A 16,057-nucleotide genomic window follows, 5' to 3' on the forward strand; every position below is an offset into this window, starting at 1 on the left:
GTCGGAGTGCCCCGCACCCGGCTGGCTATGCGTTTTTTTACGATAAACTTTCAAAAAGGATGATCTCTACGTGATAGAACTGTGCAATGTATCCAAAACCTATCCCAACGGCACCAAAGGCCTGGACGGGATTAACCTGAAGATTGGGAAGGGCGAATTCGTGGCCGTCGTCGGCCTGTCGGGCGCCGGCAAGTCGACCCTGCTCCGCTCGATGAACCGCCTCCACGATATTACCGAGGGCGACATCCTCATCGACGGCAAATCGATTACCAAAGCTACGGGCAAAGGCCTCCGCACGATTCGCCGCGACATCGGCATGATCTTCCAAAGCTTCAACCTCGTGAAGCGGTCCTCCGTGCTGCGCAACGTCCTGGCCGGCCGGGTGGGATACCATTCCACGCTGCGTACGCTGTTCGGGGCGTTTCCGAAAGAGGATGTCGAGCTGGCGTTCCAGGCGCTGGATCGGGTCAACATCGTCGAAAAAGCCTACGCCCGCGCCGACGAGCTGTCCGGCGGCCAGCAGCAGCGGGTCGCCATTGCCCGGGTGCTGGCGCAGGAAGCCAAAATCGTATTGGCCGACGAGCCGGTCGCCTCGCTCGATCCCTTGACGACCAAGCAGGTCATGGACGATCTCAAGCGGATTAACCAGGAGCTCGACATTACGACCATCGTCAACCTGCACTTCATCGATCTGGCCCAGGAATACGCCACCCGGATTATCGGGCTGCGGGCCGGCCAGGTGGTGTTTGACGGCCCCGTGTCTGAAGCGACGGACGAGCGGTTCGCCGAAATTTACGGACGGCCGATCGATCAGGACGAGCTGCTGGAGGCCCGGCTGGCCGACATCGCAGCCGCAAAGGAGCCGGTCCGATGAACCTGAACGCCAAACCCGAACTACAGCCCCAGCCGTTGAACCGTCCCAAACCTCCGGGCAAGCTGAAACACTACCTTACGGCGGCGATTATTCTGATTCTGGTTTGGGGCAGCGCCGTCCAATCGAAGGCCGATTGGGGAAAACTGATCAAGGGAGCCCCCAATATGCTCGAACTCCTGAAGGAGATGTTTCCGCCGAACTGGGGCTACTTCGACAACATCGTCGAAGCGATGCTGGAGACGATCCGCATGGCCTTGATCGGCACGACCTTCGGCGCCATCCTGGCCGTTCCCGTGGCGCTGCTCTGCGCCAGCAACCTCAGCCGGACCGCCTGGATCTACCAGCCGTTCCGCTTCGTGCTGAACCTGGTGCGCACGATTCCGGACCTGCTGCTGGCGGCCATCTTCGTCGCTATCTTCGGCCTGGGTCCGCTGCCCGGCATCCTGGCGCTGTCCCTTTTCTCCTTCGGTCTGATCGGCAAGCTGACGTATGAGGCCCTGGAAACGATCGATCACGGCCCGCTGGAGGCGATGACTTCGGTCGGGGCGACTTCCGGCCAGCGCGTTATTTTCGGCGTGATTCCACAAATCCAGGCGCATTTTATGTCCTTTGTGCTGTATACCTTTGAGATTAATGTGCGGGCGGCCGCGGTGCTCGGCCTGGTCGGCGCCGGCGGGATCGGGCACTATTACGAAGTGACGCTTGGATTTCTCGAATACGACAAGACGTGCATGATTATTCTGTTTACCCTGGCGGTGGTCCTGATCATCGACTATTTGAGCACGAAGCTGCGGGAGAGACTACTATGAGTATGACCCATTCATGGCAAGACAAGGTGAAAAAACCGAAGAAAAACCGCTATCGCCTACTGATTTATGTGCTGCTTGCGTTGGTTTACGTTTGGGCCTTTGCCGGCATTCCGTTCGAGGGCATCAAAGAAACGGCCGGGCAAGTGACAAAGGCGATTTTCAGCGGCATTTTCTCCCCCGATTGGGACTACGTCTACCTGCCGGACGGCGAGGATTTGCTGCGCGGGCTGCTGGATACGCTGGCCATCTCGATCCTGGGCACCGTCATTTCCACCGTGCTCTGCGTCCCGTTCGCCTTCTGGGCGGCGGTGAACATGAGCCGGTCGCGGTGGATTTCCGGGTCGGGCAAAATACTGCTGAGCTTCGTCCGCACCTTTCCGGAAATCGTCATGGCCCTCCTGTTCATTAAAGCCGTCGGCCCGGGGTCTTTTGCGGGCGTGCTGGCGCTCGGCCTGCACTCCATCGGCATGCTCGGCAAGCTGTTTGCCGACGAAGTGGAAAACATGGACACCGGCCCGACGGAAGCGCTCATCGCGGCGGGAGCCACCCGGCTGCAGATTCTGTGGTTCGCCGTGCTCCCGCAAGTGCTGCCGGGCTTCCTTTCCTACACCCTGTACCGGTTTGAGATCAACCTGCGCTCCGCCACCATCCTGGGGATCATCGGCGCCGGCGGGATCGGGACGCCGCTCATTTTTGCGCTCAGCTCGCGAAACTGGGACCGGGTCGGCATCATTCTGCTTGGGATTATCGTCATGATCACCATCATCGACCTGATCTCCGGCGCAATTCGCAAGAAATTGGTGTAATTATGAGAGGTTACGCTCTCACCCACGCAAAATAGCGGCCTTTTGGGGCAAAAGGACCTCTATTTGACGCCGAAGGGACGAATTCGACAAAATAGCGGCGCAAAAGGCCGTTATCCACCCGCCCGGCTTCAAGGGGAGGCTGTTACAGCCATTAGCCCCCTCGGGTTAATACAACGCCAGTGAAGTCTAACGGCTGTAGCAGCCGCTATTTAACGAAAAGTAACCTTTTCAAAATTCTAGCGGTCGTGAGCGCCGTTATTTCCCTGGATTCTCGCCCTAACAGCCTGTTTATCCGAAAATAAGCGACGTGGCGACCGTTAGAATGGGAAGTCGGCGTTTTCAGGGCAAATAACGGCTGTGGCAACCGTTAGCGTAATTTTCGTTTTCGCGCCGGATCCAACTCGCCACACCGAGGCGACAAGTTTTAAAATAAGCAGCATCCTGTCAGGTTTGATGCAACTTCAGTGTCTTTTGGGCCGCTATTTCGACCCGAATCGGGTCTAAGCGAATAATAGCGGTCAAAAACGGCCTTATTTCCCGAGGTTGGACCGTAAAACCGCAATTAGCCCGCCCTTTCCCAAAATAAGGCCTTAAAAACCCGCTATTTCATATCAATAAGCCAAATTCGACAAAATTGCGCCTCAAAAGGCCCTTATGGCCCCTATTTTTCTCCCTATTCAAAGGATGCCAACGACAGCCCTTGAGAGCGCTGCTGCAGCTCGATTATTCGGTGTGCCGCTATTCCGACCCTTCTTTAAAGCAGCTTCCGAATATGCTCTTCGATGTTCTCCGGTTCCTCGGTCGGCGCAAAGCGCTTGACCACGCGTCCTTCCCGGTCGACAAGGAACTTCGTGAAGTTCCATTTGATCTGCTTCGAGCCCATGATGCCGGGCGCTTCTTTTGCGAGAAGCTGGAACAGCGGGTGAGCGTTTTTACCGTTCACGTCGATTTTGGCGTAAAGTGGGAAGTTGACCCCGAAGTTCAACTCGCATGCCTGCGCGACCTCTGCATCCGTCCCCGGTTCCTGATTGGCGAATTGCCCGCAAGGAAAGCCGAGCACCGCCAATCCCTGCTCCTTGTAAGCATCGTACAGCTTTTGCAAACCTTTGAACTGCGGGGCAAAGCCGCATTTGGTCGCCGTATTCACAATCAGCATAACCTGCCCGCGATAAGACTCCAACGTTTGCATTTCACCCTTGATCGTTTTGACTTCAATATCATAGATGGACATGTTCTTACGCCTCCACAACTTATTTAAATAGTGTATAATCAAATTGTATACAATTTAATCAGGCGTGTCAAATGCTTCCGACCCGCTTTTTGACGTGCAAGTCTAGCCAATGCTATAATTACCAAACCAGGTTTAAACAAATTGCATACAATTCCATGGCAGGTGATACGATATGCAGCCTCAAGAATATCAAGAATATATGAAACTGGATAACCAGCTTTGCTTTGCTTTTTATACCTGCTCGCGGGAAATGATGAAGCTCTACCGCCCGCTGCTGTCTCCGCTCGGGTTGACTTATACGCAGTACATCACGCTGCTCTCCCTCTGGGAACAGGATGGCGTAACTGTCAAAGAGCTCGGCTCCAAGCTCTTTCTGGACTCGGGCACGCTAACCCCGCTGCTGAAAAAGCTGGAGAATATGAACCTTATCACCAGAACGCGGAATAAGGCGGATGAGCGCAACGTTTTGATCACACTGACCGATCAGGGCCGCGAGCTGCAGGAACGAGCCGCCGAGGTCCCGCTCAAGCTGTTCGGCAATACCGGGGTTGCCAAGGAAGATATCACGGACCTGCACAAGCATATCCATGCGTTTTTAAGTAAAATCGCGGAATAAATCCAGCCAAAATCTCCATAATAGGGGAAGTACATCCCAGACCAATGGAGGCGATTCGCGATATGCTGGACAATCTGGAAAGCAATTACGACTGTGCACGGGCCGGCGACGATCTGCATCAGCTCAAGCAGGAGCTTGCGTCTTTGCGGGGGCAAGGAAAGGAAGACCCGGAAACCCAAGAGCACATTAACCGTTTGGAAAATCAGATCTCTTTTATTATGAACAAATGCGATATTAACCACTAGTTTACGTGGAAATCAAAACACCCGATCTGTTCCTTTCAGGGACGGATCGGGTGTTTTGCATTGTCCGGCGTGCCGCCTCCGGTTAAAATGATACTGTTTCAACCTCATCAAAGAGAGCGGGTGAATTCCATCATAGACCTTAACGAGTTAGCCGGACAAATGGCCGGCGGGGCCGTCACCGTGCATGGCGTCTACCTCACCAGCCTGCGTCCGGGCCGATATTTTGGCCACACGTCTGACCGGCCGACGCCGCATGCCGGTTTTGTGTTCGCCCTGCGGGGACAAGCCGTATTTACCTTTAACGGCACGCCTTACGAGCTAACCTCCGGTATCGTTGTCCACGGGGCCAGGGGGATGACGCTGCGGGTTGATGTTGGAACGTCCGGCTTCGATTACGCGCTCATTCACTACACGCTAAGTGCTGCGCCAGGGGAACCCCAGGGCTACACAGGGACTCATTTCGTTCTGGAGACCGGGGAAAATCCGCGCATCACCGAATTGCTTCACCTGCTGCAAGCCTCGGTAACGACACCCGGACACCTGCAGGCCGTTCGTACCAAGGAGCTGTTTTACAGCACGATCTATGAAGCGCTAAGCTGTGCCCGGAACCGGATGAACCGCGAAAGCCGGAATGCGGTGGAACACGTACTGGAGTATATTCATACTCACTATACGGAGCCGCTGAACCTGGAAAAACTGGCCGGGCTGGTGGACATGGACATCAAAAAGTTCGCCTATGTCTTCCATAAATATGTTGGAGTGTATCCGATCGACTACCTGATCCAACACCGGATGAGCCGTGCCCGCGTAATGCTGGCCACCAGCAACTCCAGCATACGGAATATCGCGGAGAGCATCGGCTATGGCGACAGCCATTATTTCAGCAGACTATTTAAAAAATACACAGGCTGCACCCCAAGCGAGTTTCGGAGCCGCAACGGAAATAATCCACCCTTCTTTGAATAATTGTCTATTCTCAATTCCGCCCCTCCATGATTATAATTTAATATGAAAATGAAAATCATTATCAACTAATCGAAGCGAGGGATAGACAAGTGCACACAACGTTCAAAACATGGGGGATCCTTCCCTTGATCGCTATTTTGTTATTAATCATGGCGGCCTGCGGAAATTCGCCGGCGGGCAGCTCCTCAGGGAACGGAAACAACAGTCCGGCGGCCGAATCCAAGACCGCGAATCCATCCGGAAATTCCGCCGGAGGTGCCGATAACGCGGCCAAATTCCCGATCACCATTCAGCACGCCAAAGGGGAAACGGTCATTCAAGAAAAACCGAAGAAGGTCGCGGTCACCTATTTCCCGTATGCCGACCATTTTTTTGCCATCGGGGAGCAGGATGTCGTCGCGGGCGTGGTAGGCCTGAAGTCTTTGCAAAACTTCCCGGTCTACGATTCGTTCACGAAACAGGGCAAGATCGCCGATCTGGGCGATACCACGAATTTGGAGAGCATTCTGGCGCTGGAGCCCGATGTGATTATCGCTTGGGAGGATGATGTGAAGAATTACGACCAGCTGGCCAAAATCGCCGATACGATCGTCATTCCGCAGTCGGAAAACTGGCAGGACACGATTACCAAAGTAGCCGCGGTTCTCGGCGAGGAAGCCAAGGCGGAGCAATATATCGCCGATTACAACGCGAAGCTGGACAAGCTGGCCGGGAAAATGGACCACACCGGGGCCAAGGGCAAAACCGCCATTTTCATGATGACCTGGGGCAAAGGCTTCAACTATTACGGAGGCGTCCGGATGGAGCCTTACTATGACCGTCTGGGCTTCGCCAAATTCTCCGACATGAAGGATTGGAGCGAAATCAGTCTGGAAGGCGTGGCCGACATCGACCCGGACTATATTTTTCTGGGAGAGGATTTCACCAATTCGGCGGAGTTGACCTTGGAGGAGCTTGGCAAAAGGCCCGTCTGGAACAATCTGAAGGCCGTCAAGGGCGGAAACCTGCACGTGATCGATACCGAAATCGTCGGGCCCCTGGCCATGGGCCAGTCGAAAGGGCTGGATGTCATCGAGGAAATTTTGCAAAAGTAAACTTGGCAGAAGGCTTATAAAACCGGTTTAAACAAGGGATAGCTGCACCTGGAAAAGTATGTTACGATCTCTTTGTTCGAGTTGTTCGGACTCAAGATCAATCCACCAGGAGGGTTATCCCTTGAAAGCTCAGTCGCAAACCGCAGCGGAACAGACGGGATCTGCCGTCGGCCGTCCGGCTTCCGCCAAACGATACTTATTACCTATGGCTACTGTTTTTATCGGTTTTTTGATTTTCGGCTTTTCCGAAAATGTAAAGGGACCGGCCATCCCGCGCATCCAGACCGATTTCCATCTGAACGAGATGCAGATCGGAACCCTGCTGTCCCTGAACTCGCTGGGCTACCTGCTGGCCTGCTCCTTTACGGCGTTTCTCGTCCGCAAATGGGGGGTCAAATGGGTCAGCCTTCTTTCTTTTGGGCTGATGGCGCTTACGGGCGTCCTGATTTTCTATTCCCGGTCTTACCCTGCGCTGTCAGGGTCCTACTTCCTGATGAACATCGGCAACGGGATGCTGGAAATCGCCCTGGCGGTGCTGGGCGCGCAGATTTTCACGCGGAATACCGGCACGATGATGAATCTGGCCCATTTTTTCTACGGGCTCAGTTCCACCGTCGCGCCCATGCTGGCCGCGGGCCTGATGACGGTATCCGTCGGAGGCCATGCGCTGGACTGGAGAGGCATGTACATGGTCGTGCTGCTCCTGTCGGTAATTCCGATGATCCCCGCCTTCCTCGGCAAATTCCCGGAGAGGGATCTCGCGGATGAGGAGCGAATCCCGGTCAAAACGCTGATGCGCGACCCGGTGATCTGGCTGGTCGTGGCCGTCCTGGCGTTCGGCGTCATTTCGGAGATGGCGGTCGGGGGCTGGCTCGTGAATTTCCTGGAAAAAGCCTACGGCTGGACCAACAGCTCCGCGTCGGGCATGCTGTCCGCCTTCTTCCTGTGCTTCACGTTCGCCCGGCTCATCGCCGGCCCGATTACGGATAAGATCGGCTACACGCTTTCCCTGATCCTGTTTGCCGGCTTTACCGGCGTTTGCACATTTGCGGCGATCCTGGCCGGTGAGCCGGGAGCGGCCCTCTTCGCCATCGCGGGGATCGGCGTCGCGCCCATCTACCCGACCGTCATGGCGCTGATCGCCGACCGGTACCGCCAGAACAGCGATACCGCCATCAGCTTCATCGTCACGCTGATCGGCGTCGGCACCGTGCTCGGCAACTATTTGATCGGCGTCATCACCGACGGGATCAAACAGATCTTCCTCACCAGCCAGGGCCCGGAAACCGGCCTGCTGCGCGGCCTGCAAGCCGGCTACGGCTTCATCGGCTTCTGCGCGGTCGTCTGCTCCCTCGCCAGCCTGGCGTTGTACATCTATTTGAAGAAGCGCAGGGAACTGCTTTGAAAGAACGGGAAGAGCGTCATACCGCCTAAACGGTTGACGCTCTTCTCAAGTGTTCCAGTGGTATTTATTCCGCTTTGCAAGAAAATAAAGTGTTCCCAAACTAAAGACAATCGCCGCAATCGCCTGGACTACCACGCAATCCCGCAGGGTGAGATCGGGATTGGGCCTTGCCCACTGCATGAGATAGAAATATCCCTCCCCTGTACCCGTAGTAAAGATCCCATAAAATAAATACGCCATAGGAATAACGAATCCTATAGCTATACTTTTAAAAAGTACGAGAAAAAATCCGGCCAGTATCATATAAAAAAACGATGAAATAAAAGCGGAGGCCAATTCCTCCGTAGAATAGGGGCTTACAGTTTTTAAAGATATGGTAAAACAAGCCGAATATATGAAGCCTAAAAAAGCTGGACGAATGAGTCCTAACCATAGGTTATTTAATGGAAATGTCAACAAAAGCTCCCTATGGTGAATAGAGCCAATATGATATAAAGAAGCAACTGCCGGAAACAACAAAATAGGAAACACTATAAGCTTCATCAAATTATTCGCAAGATCCCCATCATAAGTAGCTATGGCAGCAGCTAAAGCCATTAAAATAATAGGGAGCAGCAACAAAACATATTGTGTTTTCCATAAATAGCGCCAAAATATTATCTCTTGTTTAACCAAACCATGTATCCCTCCTCTAAAGTAGGCGAGGCTGGCCCGGCCTCGGGATTTACCGGTTCAAATGCAATGAAACGAACATTTACCCGATCTTTTCCCGATTTTAATAGTTGTGTAACTAAAAAGTCTGTACCCTCACGTAACCGCTCATAGGTCGACTCATCCGTTTCCAAGTCCCATACTTTCCCCTCCGCTAAGGAAATTACTTCTTCCGTAGAAGGATATTGCTCTATCCTCCCGCTTTGCATAAGGAGTATCTGATCACAGGTCATGGCGACATCCTCGGTGATATGTGTGGATAGAATTACGATCCTGTCCTTGCCCAGGCGCTTAAGCAAACTTCGAAAGCGAATGCGCTCTTCGGGATCCAAGCCAGCTGTAGGCTCATCAACAAGCAATAACGCAGGTTGATGTAGGATGGCTTGAGCAATGCCAAGCCTCTGCCTCATCCCTCCGGAGAACGACTTGATAAGGTCATTCGCTCGTTCCTCCAGGTTTACTTCTCTCAAGATATCGGAAATACGCTTGTTAAGTCCCCGAATATCGAGGCCTCGTAACAAGCCCATGTATTCCAAATACTCGCATGCTTTTAAATTTGGAAACGTGCCCAGATGCTGTGGCATGTAACCAATCATTTTTCTTACTTCTTCCGTATTCTTGATCCAATCGAGCTGGTCTAAATTTATAGAACCGCTATCTGGAGCATAGTAGGTGGATAATAGCCTCAATAGTGTTGTTTTTCCCGCTCCATTGGGGCCAAGGAGGCCGACAATTCCTCGTTCTAAAGTAAACGTAGTTGGGTGAAGAGCCACCTTTTTGTTGCCAAACTTCTTTGAAATTCCCTCTACTTTTAACATCATCGCTCACCTTTTCTAGAATAGAACACTCTTCGTATATCCTCTGTTGGAATTTCTTCCAGTCGAATATAGGATTCTTCAGGATTGGCCTGCATGCCTTGAAAGAATGTTACGTAATAAGTTCTCTCGGGTAAATGACGGGGTACGTTAAATTTCTTATTATTAGCTTCAAAGATTTTTTCGATGTTCTTCTGATATTCCTCCATCCACTCGACAGATTTATTTCCAGGATAGATCATCTCTTTGCTTAGACTGAATTTCCCCATAAGAATTGTCGGGCCGTAAGCATTTCCTGTCCAGACTTGATCCGACTTTTGGGATAAGTTGGTCAAGATCGGATTAGGTTTGGGGGATTCCCAATACACTTCGTATTCCTCTTTAATCCCATTCGCATAAGTATCTTGTGCTTCCTTCGGATTCATCGGATACCAGGCCGAGGTCGCCACTAGCTGAATTGTCGTCGGTCCAACGGCGATGTAGGAATTGCTTTCAACCTCCATGTGCAGGATCCCCTTAGGTTTAGGGAGCTCTATTTGAACAATTTGATCATTACGCTTCATGGTTATTGGCATATCATTCATACGAACTTCCTTTATTTGAAAATCCTCCATGAGTGCAAAACAAATCTGACTGTTTCGGGCTTCCAAATCCATATCAACGGTATATCGAAACTTATGATTGCTCTCTCCATGGTATAAATGAAAAGAATACTTTTTTACTATATAATCAGAACCCACTGATGTGGACGCTTCGGGAAGGGATACTGCCGCAGATCTCAGAAAATCGTCCCCTGAGATATAAGGAACATAAGGAGAAAAGACCGGAATCATTATTGCTAAAGCAGTTGTGCACAAGGCAAATATTTTAAATTTAAAACTGCGATAGTAGCTCACCAAAGTATAAATAGAAAGCAGAAGAATTAGCATAAAAGCCCTTTGAATATAGTATCCTTTATTAACGGAAAGACTCTCTACAGGAATATATGAAAATATTTGTTGAATATTCGGGTCTCCATTAATCATCCAGCCTGATAACTCGCGAGGAAGAAAACCAAGTAAGGAATTATAAGGCATGGTCATAAACCAAATAAAAATAATGATCAGGTAACTGTATATACTAGGAAACCAACGATAGACTACATAACCTATGATAAGAGAATAAAAAAAGGGGATTAGCCAACACATCATAGTATAAAACAGGGAATCAATAATATCCCTCGTTGTAGTGTTGTGGTGTACCACTGCCATATAGCTTAATACAGTTAAATAAAACAACAAATAGATCAATGCCGATAATATCAACCAGTAGATAATCCTACCCCAGAAAAACTTTCTGTAGTTCGGTGTAACGGAAAGAGTCTCTTCCATTTGCTGATTCTCTTCCAATCTCGCCTGCTCCGAACCATAAATCGAAAGCGCAAGGGACATTACCATAACGAAATAAACCATTCCAGGAACAACTGACAAATCGGTTAAATTTGACCTTGGCAAAATAATTGATGCAACTATGGTCAATATAAATATAGCAAACCATAAAGGTACCCTAAGTAACTGTTTAAATTCTAGCTTGATGATTTTTAACATACTAACCTCAACCTTTTATTGTTTGTTAATTGGATTATGCTCCATTATATAGCGTTCATAGAATTATTGTACTAACTAAAGTTTAGTTAATAACAATGCTGGTTCTGATTCCCGCCGAGGAATCCCCATCAGCAACTACATTGTATGCTGCATCCCATTCGGTAGTAAAAGAGTAGGTTAGACTAAAAGGCCCTTTTCCACTTGCAACATCGTGTGTATTTAGGTGCTGATCCGGCCAAAAACGTCTAAACTTGTAAAGTTTACCGGTTCCCTTACCTGTACCTGCATATAAGTTTGTATATTGCGTACCCGTTCCCCCCGTTCCTTGGATGGATACACTTTCGACAGATTTTGAGGAGTTTAAGGGCTTATCTGCAGTGCCAGTAGCAGCAAATGCGCTCGTTGCAAAAATAGAAAACACCGCAATTCCAGCAATAAGTGTTCTCGTTCGATTCAACATAATTAAACCCTCCCTAAAATTAAAATTTAAGCTATATATGGATACATAACCCAATTAATACAGTTTTAATTATATTCCGACGAAGATTTCATTTAAATAGTTCCATATATTCATATTATTGGCATTGGTAATAAATTGCAATCTAGCATGACTTAAATATCTACCGCGACTTACCCCCGGGCTTTAGAAACAGTATTATCACTTCGGACCTAAAGGCCCAAAATTCATATTGTCATTTCTTCCCAGCGACCCTATATTTGAGATATCTATTCTATCTCGGGATACAAGAATCCCGGAGTAAGCGAGGATGGTCATGATTCAAACGATCGAGTTAACCCGTTATGTGCCGGAGTTGCTGCTGCAGAAGTGGAACGCCCCCGAGTGGGATCGCCGTACCCCCGTCGAAGACGTTCATTCCGGCGCGGTGCTGTTCGTCGATATTTCCGGCTTTACGCTGCTGAGCCAAAAGCTCGCCCACCAAGGGACGATCGGCCTCGAACAGATCACGGGCATCCTGAATGCCTGCTTTGACACCATGATCGACTTGATTTCACGCGCCGGAGGCAAGGTCGTCAGCTTCGCCGGCGACGCCCTGCTGGCGACATGGAGCGAAGGAAGCGGGCAAGCCACCGAGGAAGGCCGCCAGCGCCTGATCCGCCAGGCTGCCGCCTGCGGGCTGGACCTGCAGCGGGAACTCCATCAGCGGGAGATCATGGACGGCGTAAACCTGGCGCTGCGGGTCTTTGTAGGCGGAGGCGGCTATACCGTCAGCTATGTCGGAGGCACGAGCGGACGCTGGGAGCTTGTGCTGCGCGGAGACGCGATCGTGCAGTTAAAGGAACTCGCGGGCTCCGCAGAAGTCGGCAAAGTCCTGCTGTCTCCGCAGGCCTTTGCGCAAATCGAGGCGTATGCGGCAAGCCACGGGGCTCCGTTGGAGAACGGAGCGGTCTTTATCGCCTTCATGTTGCCGGGTGCCTCCCCGGTGTCGAACGGGACTGCTCCGGGCAAAAACGCTCCGCCATCCGGACTGGACCCCTCGATGCTCCCATATCTTCCCCCCGCCCTGTTGGCTTCCGCAGCGGCCGGGGATCATGACTGGTCCGCCGAGCTCCGGCGGATTACCGTGATGTTCATTCATCTTCCGGGAGTGCTGGAGCAGAGCAGCCTTCAGCAAATCCACCGGACGATGCAGAGAATTCAAGCGGGTGCGCATACCTGCCAAATCGCCATCAACAAGGTGAACCTTGACGAAAAAGGCATCTCCGTCATCGCGGCCGCCGGCCTGCCTTCCCTGACCTACGAGAACGACGCGGAGCGCGCCTTAAGGACGGCGCTGCGCATTCAGGCAGAGCTGCGGGAGGCGGGAATCCCGCATGCGATCGGCGTTGCCACGGGCACAGTGTACTGCGGGTCCGTCGGCAGTCCTTTGCGCCGGGAATACACGATGATCGGCGACACGATGAATCTGGCGGCCCGGCTGATGCAAGCGGCCGGGGACGGCGCGATCTTGTGCGATGAAGCCACCTATACGGCGGCTTCGGGAGCCATCCGGTTCCAGGCCGGGGAACCGAGGCAGTTCCGCGGCTTCGCCGGCGCCCGCGCGGTCTACGAGCCCGCCGGCATCATCGGCGCCGCGGGCCGCTCCGCGCCGGGCCGCCGCCGGGGGCGGGAGCAGCAGCCGCAAGCGCTGTTCGGCCGGAAAGCCGAACACGGCGCGCTGCGCCGCCATGTCGTGCGCCTGCTCGAGGGCGGCAGCGGCTGCGTCTTCCTCCGGGGCGAAGCCGGGATGGGAAAGACCAGCTTGCTGGGCGAGCTGCAGCACGAAATTCTCGGCTACGGCCTCCCCTTATTCAATGGAGCCGGGGAAGCTATCGAAAAGCAAACGCCGTATTATCCTTGGCGAAGCATTTTTTGGGCGCTGCTGGAGTTGGATAAAGTGCCCGCTGACGAAGGGGACCGGCGTGAGCATGTTCAGCGGATCGTTCAGGAACGGCTGCCGTCCTGGGAGCATTTATTCCCGCTGCTGCAGCCGGTGGTCCCTTTCGAAATCGCGGACAACGAGTGGACCGCCTCCATGTCGGGCCGGATCCGGGCGGAGAACACCCAGACGATCTGCCTGGAGCTGCTGCAAAGCCTGATCGGAACGCAGCGGACCGCCCTCTTCATAGACGACGCCCACTGGATCGACCCCTCCTCCTGGACGCTGCTGCTCGGTCTTACCGAGCGGCTTCCCTCCGTTCTTGTTGTAGCGGCCCTGCGGCCGGAGGAGGCTGCGCAGCCGATGGAGTCCCGCCAGTTGCAGGAACGCCCCGGGACGGAAACGGTCGACTTGTCGATGCTGGACGGCGCAGAAACACTCCAGCTGATTCAGGACCGCCTCGGGGTGACCTCGCTCCCCGAACCGGTGATCAACCTGATTCTGGACAAATCGGAAGGCCACCCCTTTTATTGTGAAGAGCTGGCGTATACCCTGCGCGATTACGGCTATATCGGCATCAAGAACGGGGAATGCCGTCTTTTGAAGTCGGAGAACGAATTCATGAACTTTGACTTTCCGCACTCGATCCATGGCATTATCGCCAGCCGCATCGACCGGCTGCCTACGGAGGAACAGCTCATTTTAAAGGTGGCCAGCGTCATCGGCAGACATTTTACCTATTCCGCGCTCCAAGGGATTCTGCCGGTGCCGACGGCGGACAACGCGCTATACAACCGGCTCGATACGCTGGAGCAAGTCAACTTGACCCTGTTGGAGAGCAGGGAACCCGAATTATCGTATATTTTTAAGCATATTATCACGCAAGAGGTAACGTACAACCTGCTCCTGCATGCCCAGCGCCGCCAGCTTCACCGTGAACTGGCCCTGTGGTACGAACAGCAGTATCCGGACGCCCCGGCTTATTACAGTGTGCTGGCTTATCACTGGTCGAGAGTGGAAGATACGGCGAAAAGCATGTACTATCTGGAGAAGGTCGGACGCCAGGCCCTCCAGAGCGGCGCTTATCAAGAAGCGGTCAATGTCCTGTCCGAGCTTGTGGCCAAGGCCGAAGCCGCCGATACGCCGAAATCCGACCGGGCCAAATATCGGCGCCTGCTCGGCGACGCTTATATGGGGGTCGGGGACATGGAGCAGGCGGTCCCTTGTCTGGAGGAGACGCTCGACCTGCTGGATATGCACTCCGCCAAGTACACCGAGCGCATCAAAAGGCAGATGTCCCGCCAACTGGTAGTCCAGTTGTGGCACCGCCTGAAGCGGTCGATGGGATTCACCTCGACCTCCAAGCCGACGCCCGCCGTGGCCGAAGCGGTTCATTGTTATCACTGTCTGGCGGAGATCGCTTTTTTTAACAATCAGAACGTACGGAACCTGTACTATTCGATCCATGGACTCAATCTGGCCGAGACGTCCGGCGTTTCCAAAGAGCTGGCCATCATTACGGGGAATATGTGCGTTACTGCGGGAATCATGGGTTGGCGAAGACTGGCCCGCTCTTACGCAAAACAAGCGCTGGATGCGGCCGAGGCGCTCGACGATCTCTCCACCAAAGCCTGGGTTTACATGGACATTTCGTTGAACAATATCGGCACCGGGGAATGGCAAGCGGCGGGCGATCTGGCGCAGCAGGCCATGGCGATTTACGAAAAACTCGGGGACCGCCGTTACTGGGAGGCCTCTTCCTACCTTTATGTAAAAACACTCGCTTATCATTTCTCCGATTTCGACGCCAGTATGGCCTTGGCCGCCGAAATCTATGAATCCGGAGTGCAAAGCGGAAATGCCCAAGCCAGATCGTGGGGACTCATGGCCCTCTCCGAAGGGCTTCTGTATTCCGGCCGTATCCCGGAAGCCGTCGGTAAGCTGGAAGAAGCGGTGTCCCTCATCCCGGTCAATATCGGTATGACGGAGGAACTGCGCGTTAACGGTCTGATGGCGTTGGCCCGGCTCAAGGAGGGGAAGCCGGAGGAGGCGTTAAGTTATGCGGAAGAAAGCCTCGCCTTGATGCGGCAATCCTCGCCCGCAGCGTACTACTCCTTCGACAGTTATGCGGCTGTGGCGGAAACTTTGCTCATGCTTTGGGAAAAGAAACTCGGCGGAGGCATTGCCCTCCCCCGGCAGGCCGGGGAACTGCAAAGTTTGGCGGAAGAAGCCTTGACGGGACTTCAGACCTTCGCCCGTGTCTTCCCGATCGCCAAACCGCGTTCCGAATGGCTCACCGGGATTTACCGGCGGCTTAAGGGCTCCCCGCAAGCGGCCTTCCGCTGCTGGGAACGCGGCATCAAGGAAGCCCAGAAGCTCAAGATGCCTTACGAGGAGGCGCTGGTCCAGTTGGCGATGGCCCGGGCTCTCGCGCCCGATTCGCAGCAAGGTGCCGAATGCGCCGCCGCGGTCCGGCGATTATACAGTAAGATGAAAATTCCTTATCCCGGGGAGGAATAAC

Annotated in this window: 14 protein-coding genes; 9 read left to right on the plus strand and 5 right to left on the minus strand. The window is 53.1% G+C overall.

Annotated elements, in window-relative coordinates; all coding sequences use genetic code 11:
- Positions 1-70: 70 nt before the first annotated feature.
- The 3 genes from phnC to phnE (V4U88_RS06160) are packed head-to-tail and all read left to right on the plus strand — an operon-like array spanning position 71 to position 2,489.
- Positions 71-874: a phosphonate ABC transporter ATP-binding protein gene (gene phnC, locus V4U88_RS06150; protein WP_334072382.1), complete on the plus strand. Its 804-nt coding sequence runs from the start codon at positions 71-73 to the stop codon at positions 872-874.
- Positions 871-1,683 carry a phosphonate ABC transporter, permease protein PhnE gene (gene phnE, locus V4U88_RS06155; protein WP_334072383.1) on the plus strand — a complete coding sequence of 271 codons (813 nt, stop codon included), beginning with the start codon at positions 871-873 and terminating at the stop codon, positions 1,681-1,683. The genes phnC and phnE (V4U88_RS06155) overlap by 4 nt, the downstream gene beginning before the upstream one ends.
- A gap of 2 nt (positions 1,684-1,685) precedes the next feature.
- The gene (gene phnE, locus V4U88_RS06160; RefSeq protein WP_334072384.1) at positions 1,686-2,489 is read left to right on the plus strand and encodes a phosphonate ABC transporter, permease protein PhnE; all 804 of its coding nucleotides are present in this window, start codon (positions 1,686-1,688) and stop codon (positions 2,487-2,489) included.
- A 754-nt stretch (positions 2,490-3,243) separates the two neighbouring features.
- On the opposite strand, the gene V4U88_RS06165 is transcribed toward phnE (V4U88_RS06160), so the two are convergent.
- A complete protein-coding gene (locus V4U88_RS06165) occupies positions 3,244-3,720 on the minus strand; it encodes a glutathione peroxidase (protein WP_334072385.1) in 477 nt (158 codons plus the stop codon).
- Positions 3,721-3,892: 172 nt separating this feature from the next.
- Between V4U88_RS06165 and V4U88_RS06170 the strand changes: the two genes are divergently transcribed.
- The 5 genes from V4U88_RS06170 (at position 3,893) to V4U88_RS06190 (ending at position 8,046) form a co-directional block, all read left to right on the plus strand.
- Complete coding sequence (locus V4U88_RS06170) at positions 3,893-4,336, plus strand: MarR family winged helix-turn-helix transcriptional regulator (protein WP_334072386.1); 444 nt, start codon at positions 3,893-3,895, stop codon at positions 4,334-4,336.
- Positions 4,337-4,398: 62 nt separating this feature from the next.
- Positions 4,399-4,581: a DUF2524 domain-containing protein gene (locus V4U88_RS06175; protein WP_334072733.1), complete on the plus strand. Its 183-nt coding sequence runs from the start codon at positions 4,399-4,401 to the stop codon at positions 4,579-4,581.
- A 120-nt stretch (positions 4,582-4,701) separates the two neighbouring features.
- Positions 4,702-5,547 carry an AraC family transcriptional regulator gene (locus tag V4U88_RS06180; protein WP_334072387.1) on the plus strand — a complete coding sequence of 282 codons (846 nt, stop codon included), beginning with the start codon at positions 4,702-4,704 and terminating at the stop codon, positions 5,545-5,547.
- 125 nt (positions 5,548-5,672) lie between these two features.
- Positions 5,673-6,641 (plus strand): ABC transporter substrate-binding protein, encoded by a 969-nt coding sequence (locus V4U88_RS06185; protein ID WP_334072388.1) that lies wholly within the window; start codon positions 5,673-5,675, stop codon positions 6,639-6,641.
- A gap of 205 nt (positions 6,642-6,846) precedes the next feature.
- The gene (locus tag V4U88_RS06190) at positions 6,847-8,046 is read left to right on the plus strand and encodes an MFS transporter (protein WP_334072734.1); all 1,200 of its coding nucleotides are present in this window, start codon (positions 6,847-6,849) and stop codon (positions 8,044-8,046) included.
- Between the two features lie 45 nt (positions 8,047-8,091).
- On the opposite strand, the gene V4U88_RS06195 is transcribed toward V4U88_RS06190, so the two are convergent.
- The 4 genes from V4U88_RS06195 to V4U88_RS06210 form a co-directional block, all read right to left on the minus strand.
- Positions 8,092-8,721, minus strand: coding sequence for a hypothetical protein (locus V4U88_RS06195; protein WP_334072389.1), 630 nt, complete (start codon positions 8,719-8,721; stop codon positions 8,092-8,094).
- Complete coding sequence (locus tag V4U88_RS06200; RefSeq protein ID WP_334072390.1) at positions 8,703-9,578, minus strand: ABC transporter ATP-binding protein; 876 nt, start codon at positions 9,576-9,578, stop codon at positions 8,703-8,705. The genes V4U88_RS06195 and V4U88_RS06200 overlap by 19 nt, the downstream gene beginning before the upstream one ends.
- Positions 9,575-11,158 carry a hypothetical protein gene (locus V4U88_RS06205; protein WP_334072391.1) on the minus strand — a complete coding sequence of 528 codons (1,584 nt, stop codon included), beginning with the start codon at positions 11,156-11,158 and terminating at the stop codon, positions 9,575-9,577. The genes V4U88_RS06200 and V4U88_RS06205 overlap by 4 nt, the downstream gene beginning before the upstream one ends.
- Before the next feature lie 82 nt (positions 11,159-11,240).
- Positions 11,241-11,618, minus strand: coding sequence for a hypothetical protein (locus V4U88_RS06210; protein ID WP_334072392.1), 378 nt, complete (start codon positions 11,616-11,618; stop codon positions 11,241-11,243).
- Between the two features lie 307 nt (positions 11,619-11,925).
- On the opposite strand from V4U88_RS06210, the gene V4U88_RS06215 reads away from it, so the two are divergent.
- Positions 11,926-16,056: an AAA family ATPase gene (locus tag V4U88_RS06215; RefSeq protein WP_334072393.1), complete on the plus strand. Its 4,131-nt coding sequence runs from the start codon at positions 11,926-11,928 to the stop codon at positions 16,054-16,056.
- The last annotated feature ends 1 nt before the right edge of the window (position 16,057 follow it).

The organism is Paenibacillus sp. A14 (genome assembly GCF_036864815.1).
GTDB classification, from domain to species: Bacteria; Bacillota; Bacilli; order Paenibacillales; family Paenibacillaceae; genus Fontibacillus; species Fontibacillus sanfengchensis.